The sequence below is a fragment of the Mesorhizobium sp. 128a genome (genome assembly GCF_053848025.1).
Genome location: NZ_JBSPKY010000014.1, coordinates 116,947 through 133,034, shown reverse-complemented (window position 1 = coordinate 133,034; position 16,088 = coordinate 116,947). Strand labels below are relative to the sequence as shown.

The following is a 16,088-nucleotide window of genomic DNA, read 5'->3' as shown; positions in this document are numbered from 1 at the left end:
CCTAGCCGGGAAGCGTAACCTGCTTCCCTTTGCGCTCGGCGCGCCATTCCTCAAACCGCTGCAAGATCACGAAGAAGGCAGGCACGAAGAGAACAGCAAGGCAGGTGGAGGCGATCATGCCGGAGAAGACCGTGATGCCGATCGATTTGCGCGCACTGGCTCCGGCGCCCGTCGCCAGCACCAGCGGCGCGACGCCGAGGATGAAGGCGAAGGACGTCATCAAGATGGGGCGGAAGCGGGCGCGCGCGGCCTCTATCGCCGCCTCGATGATCGGTTTGCCGGCGGCGCGCAATTCGCGCGCGACCTCGACGATCAAAATGGCGTTCTTGGCCGACAGCGCAATCAGCAGGATCAGGCCGATCTGGACATAGAGGTTGTTATCGATACCGAGCCCGGTGAGGACCAGCACCGGGCCGACCAGCGAAAGCGGCGCGGCGAGCAATATCGAGATCGGCGCCAGCCAGCTCTCATACTGGCCCGCCAGCACCAGATAGACCAACAGCAGTGCCATGCCGAACACCAGGTAGATCTGGCTGCCGACGAGCTTTTCCTGGAAGGAAAGCGCAGTCCACTCGTAGTCGGTCCCGGGCGGCAGCGTGTCGGCCGCGGCCGCTTCCATCAGCTTGATCGCATCACCTGATGAGAAACTCTGCGCCTGAACGCCAAGGACCGATGCGGAGGGGTAGAGGTTATAGAGGCTAATCAGCGAGGGGCCGACGCTTGGCGTGACCGTCAGGACCGTGCCAAGCGGGATCATATCGCCGTTCTGGTTGCGCACCGTCAAGCGGCTGATGTCCTCGGGCGACAGTCGGAACTGAGAATCGCCCTGCACATAGATCTGGAAGACCCGCCCGAACTTGTTGAACTGGCTGACATAGGTGGAGCCTAGATAGCCGGCGAGGGTCTGAAACACCTGGTCGGTGGTCAGCCCGAGCTTCTGTACCTTTTCGCGGTCGATCTCGACCTGGTATTGCGGGACGTTGGATCGGAACGTTGCCGATACGCGCTGGATGCCGGACTGCGTAGCTGCTGCCCTGATCAGCGCGCTGGTCGCGCCCTGCAATTTCGCAAGGTCGAAACTGCCGTCACGCAACTCGACCTGCATGGTGAAGCCGGCGGCGTTGCCGATGCCCTGGATCGGCGGCGGTGGCAGCACCAGGACAGTGCCGTCCGCCATGTCTGACAGGTTCTTGTTCAGCGTCGCATAAAGCGAGGCGAGATCCTCGCCTTTGCCCCGCACGCTCCAGTCCTTGAGGATGATGTAGGCAACGCCGGCATTTGCTAAAGTCGAGTTGTTGTCGAGGGCCGACAAGCCGGCGATCGTCACCACCTGGTCCACGCCCGGCGTTGCCTTGGCGATCTTCGAAATCTGCTGCAGCGTCTCCTGCGTACGGCCAAGGGACGCGCCGTCAGGCAGTTGCACCGAAGCGAGCAGATAGCCTTGGTCCTCGATCGGAATGAAACCGGTGGCCACGCGCGACATGCCGTAGCCAGCCGCGCCAATGATAAGCAACGCGATTATGCCCATCGCCGTGCTGTGGCGCACCATGGATCCGATCAGGCGGGCGTAGCCGTTTTCGGCGCGCTGATAGACAGCATTGAAGCCGCGGAAGAAGGCGTTTCGCTTGTCCAGCGGCACCGGCTGCCTCAGCCAGGTCGCGCACTGCGTGGGCTTTAGCGTTGCCGCGTTAACGGCGCTGATCAAGGCCGTTGCCGCAATCACCAGGGCGAATTGCGCATACATCTGCCCGGTAAGGCCGGGCAGGAACGCAGCCGGGAGGAACACCGCCATCAGCACCAGCGTGATGCCGATGATCGGCCCGAACAGCGCATTCATGGCCGCGACCGCCGCATCGTGGCCGGACATGCCGCGCTCCATGTTGTGCGCGGCCCCCTCGACCACAACGATGGCGTCATCGACGACGATGCCGATGGCAAGCACGATGGCGAACAGGGTCGACAGGTTGACGGTAAAGCCAAGCGCGAGCATCGCCGCGAAGGCCCCGATGATGGTCACCGGCACGGTCGTTGCCGGCACCAGCATCGCCCGCCAGTCCTGCAGGAAAAGCAGGATGACGATCAGCACCAGCACCGCGGCCTCGAGCAGCGTCTTATAGACTTCGTCGATCGCTTGGCTGACGAAGATCGTGGTGTTGAACGGGATCGAGTAAGCAAGGCCTTGCGGGAACTCGCCAGACAGTTCCTTCATCCTGGCCTCAACTTTGCCGGCCACGTCGAGCGCGTTGGCGCCCGGCGACAGGAAGATGGCCAGGCCAGCCGCCTGCTGGCCGTCGAGATTGAAGAATTGCCCATAGGTCTGGGCGCCGAGCTCGACCCGGCCGACGTCGCGCACGCGGGTCAGGTCGCCGCTGGCGCCGGTCTTGACGACCACCGCGCCGAACTGATCGGGGTCGTCAAGGCGGCTGGAAACTTCGATCGTATATTGGAAGGACTGTCCGTCGGGCGCCGGCGGCGCGCCGACCTGACCCGCGGTGACCTGCTCGCTTTGCTGCTGCAGGGCCTGGACGACGTCCTGGGTGGTAAGGCCGCGCACCTGCATCTTCTGCGGGTCGAGCCAGACGCGCATCGAATACTGCCCGGCGCCGAACACGTTCACGTTGCCGACACCTGGTATCCGGGAGAGCTCGTCCTTCAGCCGGATGGTTGCGTAGTTGGCGAGATAAAGGCTGTCGTATTGTTTGTCCGGCGACGTCAGCGTGACGATCTCGAGGATGGACGTCGATTTCTTCTGGACGTTGACGCCCTGCACCTGCACTGCCTGCGGCAGCGATGCGAGCGCTGTGGACACCCGGTTCTGGACACGCACCTGCGCCTGGTCGAGGTCCGTGCCGATCTGGAAAGTGACGGTCAGATTGTAGCTGCCATCCGACGCGGAGAAGGACTGCATGTAGAGCATGCCCTCGACGCCGTTGACCTGCTGCTCGATCGGCAGCGCCACCGTGTCGATCATCGAGCGCGCGCTGGCGCCAGGATAGCGGGTGGTCACCGAAACGGTCGGCGGCACCACGTCGGGATATTGCGCCACCGGCAGGCCGAAGAGCGAGACCAGGCCAATGACGACCATGAGGACAGCGATTGCATTGGCCAGGACCGGCCGCTCGATGAAGAATTTGGAGATCATTGGGCAGTGCCGTCGGCCGCAGCCGCTTCCAGCGTTTTCACCTGCGGTTCGATCTTCTGGCCGGGCACGGCCGTCAGCAAGCCGGAGACTAGGACGCGGTCTTCCGCAGTGATCCCCTTGCTAATCACGCGCAAGGCACCGACAAGCTGGCCGATCTCGACCGGACGCTCCTCGATGACGTCGTCTTTTCCTGCAACGAGCAGGTAGCGACCCCTCTGGTCGCTTCCGATCGCTCGGTCGGGAACCAGCAGCGTATCCGGTTCTTCTCCCAGCGGCACGCGCACGCGCACGAAGTAACCCGGAAGCAATGCCCGATCGTCGTTGGGCAGCACGGCGCGCACCGCGAGCGTGCCGGTGGTAGCGGTAACCTCAGGAGAGGCGTAGTCCAGCATTCCCTTGTGCGGATAGCCTGTCTCGTTCTGCAGGCCGACTTCGGCCGGTATCTTCTTGAGGTCCTGACCGGTTATGCCCCGTTTGGCCATGGCGGCGCGAATGCGCAGCACGTCCTGCTCCGAGATGTTGAAGTTGACATAGATGGGCGCGAGCTGAACGATGGTCGCCAGCGTAGTCGCGCTGCCGGCGCCAACCAGTTGCCCGATCGACACCTGGCGGGCGCCAACGATGCCGGCAAACGGCGCCTTGACCTCGGTGTAGCTCAAATTGAGCTGGGCCTGCTCGACGTCGACGGCGCTCTGCTTCTGTTTGGCGGCGTCGACATCCGCCGCCGCGGCGGACTGATCGAGGGTTGATTGCGAGATGATCTTCTGTGATAGCAGCTCCTGCTGCCGCTTGAGGTCGGCTCCGGACTGCTTGGCGGAGGCGTCGGCCGAACCCTGCCCGGCCTGGGCCTGTTCGAGTGCCAATTGGTAGGTATCCTGTTCGATCAGGAACAGCCTGGTGCCAGCCTTGACCTCATCTCCGTCCTGATAGTCGATTTCCTGGATGAAGCCGGAGACACGCGCAACCAGCGGCGTCGTGTTCACCGCCGCGGCGCTGCCTGTGGCCTCAAGATAGGGGGTTACAGTCTGCTTGACCGGAAGCGCTACATCTATCTTGGGTGGCGGGGGCGGCGCGTAACTGTTTTCATTGCTGCAGGCGCACAATAAAATTGCTGCAAACGCGAATGAACCAGCCGTCGGCGCGGCTCTCCTCCATGAGAAAACCATTTTGCCCCTCTGAATACTTCGGTATATATATCGTATTGCTGTGAAATTGCGTGAACCTAGCTTTTTTTGGAGAGTTTGTCATGCGGATTGCGTTAAGCGTGCTTTTTCTGGCAACTCAGGTGACGGCCAATGTCGCATTTGCGCAGACTGCGGCCGAGCGCGAAGCCTGCCAGTCTGACTACGAGAAATTCTGCAAGGGGGTGGAGCAGGGCGGAGGCCGCATCATCAAGTGCCTGAACGATCATCTAAGTGACCTGACGCCGCAATGCCAGAAGGTCGTCAAGGAGAATACGCCCCAATAGGGCCACCAAGGCAATTCCAGCAAAAGTGCGCGGTGATTTTGCCTCCGGAATTGGGATAGAGTGCTCTAGGGCTCGTCCTATCCGACGACTGAGCGGGATCAGCGAACGCTGGCCGGCAAGGCCCGCTGATCTCGTGGAATATTGGCTGGATGCTTGAAGACAGGCCTACGCAAACGCCCAAGGTTGCAACATCCAAGGCCGCATCGGGCGGTTTCGGGCGATCGGTGATGTCTTGGGTGATGCCTTTGGGTGCCTTGGCCATGGCTCTCGCGGTGAGGGCCAGCGGCCTTTCGGTCGACCAAGGATCGCTGAACCTCAGGATCCTCGTTGGCGCGCTTTCGAGTGCGATCTTGTTCACCACCATTTTCGTGGTGCTCGAGCATGCCGAGTCAGTCGCCCGGCGCGTGGGGGAGCCTTATGGAACGTTGGTGCTGACTTTTGCGGTGACGGCAATCGAAGTGTCGATCATCGTCTCTATGATGTTGCACGGAGAAAACAATCCTACGCTGGCGCGCGAGTCCGTTTTCTCGACGGTGATGATCACTTCAACCGGCGTCGTCGGCATCTGTCTCGCGCTTGGCGGCTGGCGCCACCGCAAGCAGGCAATCGTCCGGCAAGGAACCAGTGCCTATCTGGCGGTTCTGATCGCGCTGACCGTCATGACGCTTGTTCTGCCGACCTACACCCAGACCACGGGTCCCGGCACGTTTTCGGCAGCTCAACTTGGTTTCGTCAGTTCCCTTTCAGTACTGCTCTATGCAAGCTTCGTGTTCGCGCAGGCGGTCCGGCACCGGGAAGACTTTGTCGAGGGACAAGAGCACCACGTTTCGGTGCGGATGGCCTCTGACGAGAACATCTTTGTCAGCGCTGTGCTGTTGATGGCCGGGCTGATCGGAATTGTCATGCTTGCCGAGCAGGTCGCCGCAAGCGTTGAAGATATGCTCGTTGCCTACCAGGTGACCCAGGCCGACAGCATTGTCGGAGCAATGATAGCAGGGCTGGTGTTGATGCCAGAGGCCATTTCGGCAATTCGCGCTTCGCTCAACAATGAGTTGCAGCGCGGCTTGAATGTCGCGATGGGTTCGGCCTGCGCCACGATCGGCCTGACAATACCGGGAGTAGCAGCCGCCAGCCTGCTGACGGGGAGGGGGTTGACCCTGGGGCTGCCGGCGGCTGACACGGTCCTCTTGGTCCTGGCGCTTTTCACATGCGCCGTAAGCTTCAGTACCGAAAGAACCACGTTCCTGACCGGCATGGTCCATATCGTGGTGTTTTTTACGTATGTGTTTCTGATCTTTGTGCCGTAAACTGTTGCCGGCCACTGATGCAGGGTCCGGCTGTGCCGGGTGCTGCATCGCGGATCTGGCCGCGCCTCACTGGAACGGAATCAATCGATCCGTTGAGGCTTTCGCTCGCTGATGATACATTAGAGAGGCTGCAGGTTAAGGAGAGGGGAAACCTATGGTCAGACGTGGTTTGTTTGCATGCACATTTGCCGTTGGAGCTTTGCTCGCGATTTCGTCGATGGCAGGCGCCTCTGGATTCCGTTTCATCGCATCGGCGGAAGCAAAGACGGTCGCCATCCAGAAGACCACCATCTACATTACGACACTTCCATCGGGCTGCGTTAAGACCACCTATAGCGGTGGGATCGTGGTCTGGAAGTGCGGCACGAAATACTACCAGCCCTACAAAAACAGGTACGTGCTCGTCTACATCAAATAGTGAGACAGTATGGTGTGAGGCATAAAGCCGATTTGGCATGGCGCTGGCCGGCCTCGCAGCCATTTCTGGAATGAGCGCGGACGAGAATCGAGCACCTGAACGACCGTATCATATCTGCACGCCGCAATGTGCACCGAGCCGGTTCCAGGATGGGAAACTTCGACGAAGCCGCTATCCAGGCTGACAGCACTGTGGGAGCAATGATCGCGGGTCTGGTTTTGATGCCGGAAGCCATTTCGGCGGTTCGCGCTTCACTCAACAATGAGTTGCAGCGCGGCCTGAATGTCGCAATGGGCTCGGCCTGCGCCACAATTGGTTTGACGATACCGGCGGTCGCAGCAGCCAGCCTGCTGACGGGACGAGGGTTGACCCTGGGGCTCCCGGAGGCTGACGCCGTACTTTTGGTTTTGGCGCTTTTCATATGCGGCGTAAGTTTTAGTAACGAAAGGACGACGTTCCTGACCGGAATGGTCCATCTTGTAGTTTTTCTTACTTATGTATTTCTAATATTTATACCTTGAGGTTTTGGTGCGATCTGGCGATCAGATGCAGGGATGAGACGGCCACCCGGCAAACCACTAGAGGTAGCCGACAAGAGAACTCTTCCGCGACGTAGGGATGGCGTCCATCCTAGGGCTGTCAGAAACAGGCTCATTGCAGTATACTGCCGTGGTTCAAGAACGGCGCGAAATGCCTCGCCGCAATGCAAGGCTGAGCGCCCTCGCGTCCGCTCCCCGCACAATTATTTTCGAAGTGGATCTTTGTTGGGGAACACGGTTGGGGGAATACTTGATGCTGTTGTCATAGGCGCCGGTTCGGCTGGGCTCGGCGCGAGCTATTTTCTGAAACAACAGGGGCTCAAGCATTGCGTGCTTGAACGAAGCCGCGTCGGCGAGACATGGCGAACACAGCGATGGGATTCCTTCCTGCTGAATTCGCCTAACATACGCTCGATCCTGCCCGGTGATGCCTACGACGGGCCGGATCCTTGGGGTGCAATCACACACCACGAATTCGTCGCATATCTGGAGGCCTACATCGAGCGGCACCGATTGCCGGTGAGAACCGGGAGTGCGGTGCAGAAGCTGACAAGAGACAATGGTCACTATCGGGTGACGACGCCGGATAGCACGGTTCGGGCGCGCAACGTGGTGATCGCGACTGGCAATCTGAATTGTCCGGTCCGCCCGCTCTGGTCCGACGACCTGCCGCCGTCACTTCGTCAGATTGATTCCTCCGCATATCGCAGTGCGGCCGCACTTGACGACGGTGCCGTGCTGGTGGTCGGCAGCGGCCAATCGGGCGGCCAGATTGCCGAAGACCTGGTTCTGGCAGGGCGCTCCGTCTTTCTGGCGACATGCCGCAATGGCCGCTGGGTGCGACATTATCGCGGCGGCAGCATGCTCAACTGGCTGACAGTGAGTGGTCATCTCGATCTCCCGCGCCGGGAACTGATCCTGCCATCCGGCAAATTGCCACCGCGCCCGCTACTTGGCGCGACGCATACCATCAGCCTGCAGTCGCTCAGCGCGCAGGGCGTCGTTCTGCTTGGTCGATTCTTGGGGATGGACAACGAGAGCTTCGTCTTCGGCGATGAGCTTGACGACCATATTCGCTTTGCCGACGAGCTCTCCGCGAGTACCAAGCGCCTGGTCGACCAGTATATAGAGCACACGGGCCTTTACGCGCCGCCAGCCGAGGATGACCCGGCCGAAACGGTTGAGCCGCGACTGCCGAGCCCACCCCTGCGCTCGATCGACCTGGCGGCCAGCAGGATCTCTTCGATAATCTGGTCTACCGGGTTTACTGGCGATTTCGGATGGATTGGGCTCCCCGGCGCGCTCGATGCGGCTGGTCAGCCCTTGCACGAGGATGGCATCGGCGTCGATCCCGGCATCTATTTCACCGGCCTCGATTTCGCATCAACGCGGAAATCGGGGACGGTACCCGGCGTTGCCGAGGAGGCAGCCCGTCTGGTTGACCATCTCGCAAAGAGATGAGCCGATCTCGGATTGGATATTGAAGAAGACGAGGCCGGCGATCTCGATGCGCGAGGCAATGGTGGAGGAGTTGGGGATGGTGGCTTGGAAGACGGCGTGAGGCAGAGATTGTTGCCGATCTATTCGCGCTCCACCGGCCTGAGTGGCTAACGGCGCTCGGCTAGCGTTGGTGATGGCAGAGATATTCTCAAGGCCAGCCGCTCGAAGCCAGGCTGACACGCGAGTTCCCCTCATGGCGCCGTGGCAGACGCCACGTCAATTTAGATCCTGCGGTTGATACTGCCAAACCTAGATATAGACCTCCTTTACGGCAACAAGCCCGCCTGGTTTTGCGACGCGGCAGACTCCTCGATTGCTCGGGTCAGCTCTTCGTCGATGAACCAGGCGGGAAGAATCGATACGGTCCTGATACTTTGCCCACTGTGCACGCCGGCACGCGCCACATCCGGCGATCCTGCTCAGCCGCGATCAGCGTCTTTTTTTGTGACTGAGCTTGTCGGGCGTGGACGAACTCCCACACCGAGCGGTAATCGAACTTCAAGCCGCGCTCAGGTCGGCACCCCTGCAATCCGCTGGATCCGGTCAGCGTGTGCTTCGGGTTCGGGGTTCAACATTAGGCGGGGCCATTTGCACGGATGGCGGCGAACCAACCACCCCGGCAGGGGCGCCAGATTGCTCACCACGTTGGCTCTCTACTTCGCGGCTCATACCTTGGTGAGCAGCTTGCATCTCCGGAACGGTGAAAACCGGTACCTCGCCCTTGAAACCCTGGAGCTCAAAGGCGCCTGCCTGGACGACCGGCATCGATGCTCCTGCCGCAAAGCCGGGTCCCAGCACCAGGGGGATGCCCAACTTCTTGGTCGTCGATTCGAGCCGTGCCGCGCGGTTCACCGGGGAGCCGATCGCGGTGTAATCGAAGCGCCGTTCGGAGCCGAAATTGCCTACCGAGCAAATGCCGGTCTCGATGGCGACGCCGATTTCGATGGAGCGATGGCCATCCGCGGTGAAGGCGGCGTTTTCGCGCTTCACCCGCTCGATCAGGGCAAGGCCCGCGTCGAGCGCACGCTCGCGATGATCGGGTTGATCAAGCGGTGCGTTCCAGAAGGCCAGCACCGCATCGCCCATGAACTTGTCGATGGTGCCGTCGCGCTTGAGGATCTCATCGGTCGCAATGCCGAGGAAATGGTTGACCACCTTGGCGATTTCTTGGGTGTCGAGCTGTTCGCTCATTGTCGTGAAGCCGCGTATGTCGCTGAGCAGGATTGTGATCTCGCGCTTCTCGCCGGACAGGATTGCCTCTGTGTCCGAGCTTGCGAGGCGCTCCACGACGGATGGCGAAAGATATTGTGAGAACTGTCGCGTCAGCGTGGACCGGCGCTGCTCGCTGCGCCTGTATAGGACGTAGCCTTCGAAGCCCGCAACCATGATGGTTGCAAGCGCCGGCTGCAGTGGGTCATAGAGTGCGCCCTGCAGGGTGTACTCGAGAACGCCGAACACGAACGGGGCAACAGCCAGCAGCGCCAGGGCGAGGGCGCCAAGCACGACACGCCCCGCGAGCACTCCGGAAAGCCCGATGAAAACGACGGCACTGAGGAGAAACCAGAGCCGCTCGAACATTCGCGCGTGCGTTGGCTCTGCCAGGTAGCGCCCGGCAAGCATCTGGGCGATCGCATCGGCGTGGATGTCCGCGCCAAGTCGCGTTGGACGGGTCGGCGTGGGCAGGTACTGCGTCATTCCCACAGCCGAGAGGTCGACAATGGCGATAGCGTCCCGCAGCCGCGGATCGCCATGGCCCGAAAGGATAGTGCTGGCAGACAGGCGGGGCGTATCGGTGGCGGTTTCCCAGAGGCGGATGCCCCCCTCCGGGTCGAGCGGCACAATGGCGCCGGCCATCCTGAGTGCGTCGAACCCGGCTGCATTCATCCGGGCTATGTAACCGTCCTGTCCGGCGTAAAGGCGCAGGAGCTCGAGTGAGAAGGACGGCCACAGCTGCACGCCTTGAGCGGTGTTGCGAATCCAGAGCAACGGCACATGGCGCAGTACGCCGTCGGGATCGGGCAAGGTGCGAATCACGCCGAGGCCCACGGCGGCGTTCGAGAATTCGGCAAGCGAGCCGGTCAGGCCGGTGAAGCCGGGAAGTGTATCGGGTACTTGCCCGACGATCGACCAGCCGGCTTTGGGTTCCGCTTCTGAAACCGTCGCCTCATTGCCCAGGCTGACGGCAAGCGCCGTTCGATTTTTGGCCAGCGCCGCGGCCAGGCGCTTGTCTCCGGCGATGCCCTCAGGCGAGGTGTCGGCCTCGGGGAGTACCAGCGCAAGCCCGACCACCGACGCGCCGGATTCGGTGATGCCACCGACCAGATCGGCCAAGAGGCCACGGTTCCAGGGCCATCGCCCATGTGCCTTGAGGCTGGCGTCGTCTATCGAGACGATCACGACAGGATTTCTCGTCGCCTGGCGCGGGGCGAGAAACTGGTAGAAGTCGTACGTGCGTTCGCGCAGGCGCGACAGCGGGCCGTCGAAAGCCAAATGGCAGGCGAGCAGCAAAAGAACGACCACGAGACCGGATATCTTGCGCCTCACGGTCCAGCGCCAATCAGCCCAGCGCCGAGCAGCAAAGGGGCTCATACCGGGCGCCCCGGCCTAATTGCAGAAGCGGCCGCAGCCTTCGCCCTCGCCATCGTCCCTCCGTCCGCCGCTGCCCACGGGTGGCGTTGGGCTGTCAGGGAAGTCCATGACCACTCCTGGCAATGCGCCGTCCGTGGAATCGCAGACTTTGAGCGAGCCGCCGAGTGCCGACGCACAAAGTGCGCTTACGTCCAAACCAGGGCCCGGCGCGCCTGGCAGGCCGGTACCGGCTATCCGGTCGATACTGTCCAATATCGGGAAGGTGTCGATTCCGCCGTAGCCGGCCAGCAGCTTGCCATCTTGTGATGTGCAGGCGTAGCCCGGGTTTGTGATAACCAGCCGTTTGCCATTGATCGTGCAGGTCATACGGCCGGCGCGCAGAATGCCGACAGTCTGGCCAGCTGCCACCAGCACTTCGATGATGCCGCCCCTCGCGCCGAGCACCATGTGCGGCGTCGCAACCTGCATGGCCCCCCGTTTCGAAACCTGGCCGCCATAAAAACGGGCCAGGCCGCTGTTCATGCCGATGTCGATCTTTCCCGATCCGGAGCCCGGATTATAGACGAATTCATCGATCGTCAGGCTGGTGTTCGGACCGATCTTGGCGCTCGATTCATCCTGGAACACCAGCATTCCAAGACCGGTGGGATCGCTGCGCAGCAGGTCGCCCAGTTCGACGCCGGCACCAACGTCCATTGTCCCACCGTTGTTGCGGACGATGTTGGTCTGATAGGCTGTCATCGACCCGACCGTCTCAGCGGCGGAGGGTGCCGCGAAGGCAAGGCAGGCGATAATAATCGCGATCGGACGGTACCTCATCGCGGCCCTTTCAATTGAGCGTCAACGTATAGCTCATGAGCATTTCGAACGATTTTTGGTCGCGGTTAGCGACGGCGAAGTTGGTTTCTCGATAGGCGAGATCAACGCTGATCTTCTGCGCTTCCGTCATCTGAAAATCGCTTTCCGAGGCAATGCGCCAGAAGTCGCTCTTGATATTTGTGCCGATGCCGACAGACAGATCGGGAGTGTCGCTGTGGCCGGCCGAGAAGGCGATCTGGTGCGACCATGCGAAAAGATCCGGTACGGTCATCAACAGGCCGCCATAGCGGACCTCGCCCGAGTAGCTACGGCCGATTTCGCCAGATCCTGACGCGAAGTCATTCGAGCCGACAAAGCGCAGTCCGAGCGCCTGGCCATTGCGGAAGCGGTAGCTGCCGCCTGCCTCATAGAAGACCCTGCTATCGGCGAAAATGCCTTGCGAGGCGCTTAGATCGATGTAGCCGCCACCGGCGAAGAGGGTCGTCTCGACCGTGGGGCGAACGAGGAAACGTCCACTGAGGCCGACGCCGGTTTCGTTGATGTCGCTGTCGAAACGATCTGTAACGGTAAACGCGGAAAGCAGCAGGCGAAGCGAATCGATCCCACTGTTGGGCAGCCCCTTGTCCCAGGTAATCGCTGCGTTGCCGTGGACAAAAGTCTTCTCGCTACCCGGAACCGACAGGTCTTCCGTGAAAAAACGCTGTGTCGCCATCAACGAGCCCGAAAGAACGAGGGCGTCAGCGCTTGGCGTGCCGAGGTCCCAGCGAACAAAGCCGTCGGCCCGCCCGTAGGGCGAGACGAAGCTGTCGTCGTCCTGCGCCCCGCCTGGCTCAAAATCGGTGAATGCGCTGAATACGCCTCCGGTCAGGGCGAGTTCCCAGGTGACGCCACGCAACGCGCGCTCGATGCGGGCGAGCAAACGAACAGCTTCCTGTTGCTCACTTTCGGTCAGACCGCCGACTTCGATGCCGTACTGCACCTGCCGCCGGGCCAATTCATAGGACCCGACATGATAATACAACCGGCTGGCCGCAAGCCGGGCGCGCGCATCGCGGGGGTATTTGATCAGATACTGCTCGATTGAGGAGATCGCCTGATCGTACTGGCCCGCGTTGACCGCAACCGTAACGAACTGGGCGAGCGTTCCATTGTCGGCAGGATTGGCGATGCGGGCCGAAAACGCGTCGTCATAGCCCGCAAAAAGACCTTGTGCGCCGGCCGGCAATACGCCGCCGAAAAGCAGCGCTGCGGCGAAGCCGAAGATCGTTCGAGCCGAAGATTGCATGCCGAGAACCCCACCCTCGACCCGACTAGTGCGAAGGATTTAGCACGGCTACAAGAAAAAAGGCGACGAAACCGTAGCCAGACCGTGCGAGCTTCAGCAGCTGTTGCAGCTGCGCAACAAATCATCGGGGTTATTCCTATTTCGGCTGCGCTGGTTGCCAAAATATCTTCTTAGCGTTGCTGAGCGCAATTGGAGTATTCGGCGCCAGCGGCAAATAACTCAAAATCCTCAGTGACGGATCGCAGGCCACAAGATTTGTATTGTTGCGCGATTCTGCGCATATCTGGTCACCGAATGAGCCTTCAAGGTACCCGCGACTTCACGAAAGGCCTTCCGTCGCGTTGCGCAAGGGGTCGGAGAACTGAGGTGCTTCTCACAATTTCGCTGAACGCGACGAGGTCAGCTTGTTGCCCCCAAATTCCCAGGGATGCGTCCCTGGACGCTCCTTGCTACAGCACGAGCATGGTGGCCAGCCACAACATCAGGCCCATGCCTACAATGTCAGTCAAGGTGGTGAGGAAGATCGCCGAAGCGACCGCCGGATCGGCGCCGACCCGGCGAAGGCCCAGCGGGATCAGCACGCCGGAGATTCCGGACAAGAGGCACGCTCCGGACATGGCAAGCAGGATCACGAGTGCCAGCATGGGCGCTTGGGCCGCCGACTCCGGTTGCCTCGAGGCGTAGAACCACATCGCCGCAGCCGCAACAAGGCCGACGAGCAAGCCGTTAGCGATCCCAAGCGCGCCCTCTCTCATCACCAGATGCAGCTTCGGTCGTTTGTCCACATCCCCCAGGGAAAGGCCACGCAGCGTCATGGCCAGTGCCTGGCAGCCGGTGTTTCCGCTTTGCCCGGCCAAGACCGGCAGGAACGCCGCCAGAGCGACGATCTTCTCGATCGTGCCTGTGAACGAACTGACCACGAATGCGGCCATGAAGGCCGTCAGGAGGTTCACCTGCAGCCACGGATGACGCTTCAAGAAGGCTGAAAACAGCGGCGTAAAGGAGCGCTCCTCCTTCTGGACACCTACCATCTGGCCAGACTGGGCGGAAATCTCGATGATTTGCTGCTCGAACAAGCGCCAACCGCGAACCTGCCCGAGCAGCCGGTTCTCCGCGTCCACCACCGGGTAGACAGGGTAGTGACGCCGTACCGCTGCCTCGCACGCGTTGCTCAAAGAGAGATCGACATTAAGAGCAAACGGCCTGGGCAGCATGATCTGATCGACAATGGCGTCCGGTTCGCTCAGCATCAGATCGCGCAGGACCACCAGGCCAACCAGTTTATCGCCCTCGCTCGTGACGTAGAGATAGGTGAGCTCGGTCGGCACCTTGGCGCGTCTGACAGCTTCAACCGCGGCAGCAACGGTCGTTCCGACCGGAACGCTGGCGGAAATCGGGTCCATCAGTTCGATGAGCGACTCGGGTATCGCGACACCCTCGTCACCGTCATCAGACCCGATGGGCCGCATGTGCAGGGGCAAATGCTCGGCCACCTTTCGGGCGTGCCCGTCCGGCAACAGCTTTAGTGTGTCGCGGATGAACTCGGGAGACTCTTTGGCGAGCAATTCAGCCGCGTCATCGGGTGCTCGGGCACGCAGCGTGCGCACCAACTTCTGAACGCCGGTCTCTTCTTTCATTTGCTATAGCCCCCAATTGAAGGTCGCATAGTAGGTAAAGTATCGGATCGCACCAGTGCGGAAATACGACAGCTTTTTCCGGCCGCAGCAGTCCGCCTTGTGGTCCTCGAAGAATATGAGTTGATGTACGCCGACCGACGCCAGCGTCGACCTGCAGACGCCATCTCGTTTGAGTGATCCGGACCGGCCGGGAATTCCGGCCTGAGCGATCAATGGCCGTCCTGGGAAATGCGTGGGGGCAAGATCCTTTCAGCCAGCTTCAATTCAAGCTCTGCCAATGGCGGGTTGGAGAGTCTGACATCGTCGAAAAGGTCATCGGCGAAGCGGCTGCTAATATCTCAATGCCCGCGATGCGGCGCAAAGCCCCCATCCGGCCCTCACGCAGGTCGCCTTGGTCAGAAACAGGCATTCGATGTTGGCCTATCAGACAACTCACGCCCCCAGCACCGCCTGATCCAGCCCACGAATGATCTTGGCCAGTTCCACGCACTCGTCATGCCGCACCTTGTTGCGGCGCCACGCCAGGCAGATCGTGCGTTGCGGCATCGGCTCCTGGAACGGGACGATCTTGAGGTCCGGCATGACGCTGGCCGGCTTGGCCGCCATTTCCGGTATGAGCGTGACGCCGAGCCCATGCGCCACCATCTGCAGGAGCGTCGTCAGGCTGGTCGCACCGTAGCTGGCCATCGCCACCGGACGCACGCTGCCGCACAGCGCGAGTGCCTGTTCGCGCAGGCAGTGGCCTTCCTCCAGAAGCATCAGCCGCTCCAGCGCCGGGCTTTCTGGCGGCACCGGTGGCGAGGCGAAGGCCGGGTCGCCTGACGGCACGGCGAGGAAGAAGCGGTCGGCGAACAGTTCTTCGGTGACCAGGCCCGGTTGGTCGAGCGGCAGCGCGGCGATGAAGGCGTCGAGACGTCCCGTCGCCGTGTCCTCGACCAAAGATGCCGTCACCGCTTCGCGCAGTTCGAGCTGCAAAGCGGGAAAATGCCGCTTCAGTTCCGGCAGCACGTGCGGCAACAGATAGGGCGCAACTGTCGGAATGATGCCCAGCCGGAAGCGCCCCTCCATGGCCGGGCGGCCGCGCCGCGCCGTCGTCTCGACCTCGCTGATGTCGCGCAGAATGCGTTCGATGCGCGGCAGCAGGGCCTGCGCCTCATGCGTCATCCGCACCGTCTTGCCGCCACGCTCGAACAGCCGGCAGCTCAGCCTTTGTTCCATCTCGGCGATCTGTGCGGACAGCGCTGGTTGGCTGACGCCGGCGAGTTTTGCGGCGCGGCCGAAATGCAGCGTTTGCGCCAAAGCCTCGAAATATTGCATCTGCCGGACGGTGAGACCAATCATAAGAAAAACCTATCGCACCAAACAGGAAAGGCAATTTGTTTTT

At 61.3% G+C, this 16,088-nt stretch carries 12 protein-coding genes and 1 pseudogene; 5 read left to right on the top strand and 8 right to left on the bottom strand.

Annotated features, from left to right (window positions below; translation table 11 throughout):
- Position 1: 1 nt before the first annotated feature.
- A complete protein-coding gene (locus tag ACWTU9_RS22710) occupies positions 2-3,142 on the bottom strand; it encodes an efflux RND transporter permease subunit (RefSeq protein ID WP_455860234.1) in 3,141 nt (1,046 codons plus the stop codon).
- On the bottom strand, positions 3,139-4,308 hold the full coding sequence (locus ACWTU9_RS22705) for an efflux RND transporter periplasmic adaptor subunit (RefSeq protein ID WP_455860233.1): 1,170 nt from the start codon (positions 4,306-4,308) through the stop codon (positions 3,139-3,141). The genes ACWTU9_RS22710 and ACWTU9_RS22705 overlap by 4 nt, the downstream gene beginning before the upstream one ends.
- Positions 4,309-4,388: 80 nt before the next feature.
- Here ACWTU9_RS22705 and ACWTU9_RS22700 point away from each other — a divergent pair, with 80 nt between their 5' ends.
- The 5 genes from ACWTU9_RS22700 (at position 4,389) to ACWTU9_RS22680 (ending at position 8,335) form a co-directional block, all read left to right on the top strand.
- Positions 4,389-4,610 carry a cysteine rich repeat-containing protein gene (locus tag ACWTU9_RS22700; RefSeq protein ID WP_454577473.1) on the top strand — a complete coding sequence of 74 codons (222 nt, stop codon included), beginning with the start codon at positions 4,389-4,391 and terminating at the stop codon, positions 4,608-4,610.
- Between the two features lie 149 nt (positions 4,611-4,759).
- Positions 4,760-5,917, top strand: coding sequence for a calcium:proton antiporter (locus tag ACWTU9_RS22695; protein ID WP_455860232.1), 1,158 nt, complete (start codon positions 4,760-4,762; stop codon positions 5,915-5,917).
- Between the two features lie 154 nt (positions 5,918-6,071).
- Positions 6,072-6,335, top strand: a complete 264-nt coding sequence (locus tag ACWTU9_RS22690) for a hypothetical protein (protein WP_455860231.1) — start codon at positions 6,072-6,074, stop codon at positions 6,333-6,335.
- A 149-nt stretch (positions 6,336-6,484) separates the two neighbouring features.
- Complete coding sequence (locus ACWTU9_RS22685) at positions 6,485-6,856, top strand: hypothetical protein (RefSeq protein ID WP_455860230.1); 372 nt, start codon at positions 6,485-6,487, stop codon at positions 6,854-6,856.
- 243 nt (positions 6,857-7,099) lie between these two features.
- The gene (locus tag ACWTU9_RS22680) at positions 7,100-8,335 is read left to right on the top strand and encodes a flavin-containing monooxygenase (protein WP_455860229.1); all 1,236 of its coding nucleotides are present in this window, start codon (positions 7,100-7,102) and stop codon (positions 8,333-8,335) included.
- Between the two features lie 378 nt (positions 8,336-8,713).
- On the opposite strand, the pseudogene ACWTU9_RS22675 reads toward ACWTU9_RS22680, so the two are convergent.
- From ACWTU9_RS22675 to ACWTU9_RS22650, 6 genes and pseudogenes are all read right to left on the bottom strand, one after another.
- A pseudogene (locus ACWTU9_RS22675) lies at positions 8,714-8,882 on the bottom strand (IS630 family transposase); the annotation flags it as partial.
- Positions 8,883-8,917: 35 nt separating this feature from the next.
- A complete protein-coding gene (locus ACWTU9_RS22670; RefSeq protein WP_455860228.1) occupies positions 8,918-10,963 on the bottom strand; it encodes a CHASE2 domain-containing protein in 2,046 nt (681 codons plus the stop codon).
- A gap of 15 nt (positions 10,964-10,978) precedes the next feature.
- On the bottom strand, positions 10,979-11,704 hold the full coding sequence (locus tag ACWTU9_RS22665) for a FecR domain-containing protein (RefSeq protein WP_455860227.1): 726 nt from the start codon (positions 11,702-11,704) through the stop codon (positions 10,979-10,981).
- 88 nt (positions 11,705-11,792) lie between these two features.
- The gene (locus ACWTU9_RS22660; protein ID WP_455860226.1) at positions 11,793-13,067 is read right to left on the bottom strand and encodes a tetratricopeptide repeat protein; all 1,275 of its coding nucleotides are present in this window, start codon (positions 13,065-13,067) and stop codon (positions 11,793-11,795) included.
- A gap of 449 nt (positions 13,068-13,516) precedes the next feature.
- Positions 13,517-14,704 (bottom strand): magnesium transporter, encoded by a 1,188-nt coding sequence (locus ACWTU9_RS22655; RefSeq protein ID WP_455860225.1) that lies wholly within the window; start codon positions 14,702-14,704, stop codon positions 13,517-13,519.
- Positions 14,705-15,136: 432 nt separating this feature from the next.
- Positions 15,137-16,045, bottom strand: coding sequence for a hydrogen peroxide-inducible genes activator (locus tag ACWTU9_RS22650; protein ID WP_455860224.1), 909 nt, complete (start codon positions 16,043-16,045; stop codon positions 15,137-15,139).
- Positions 16,046-16,088 lie beyond the last annotated feature (43 nt).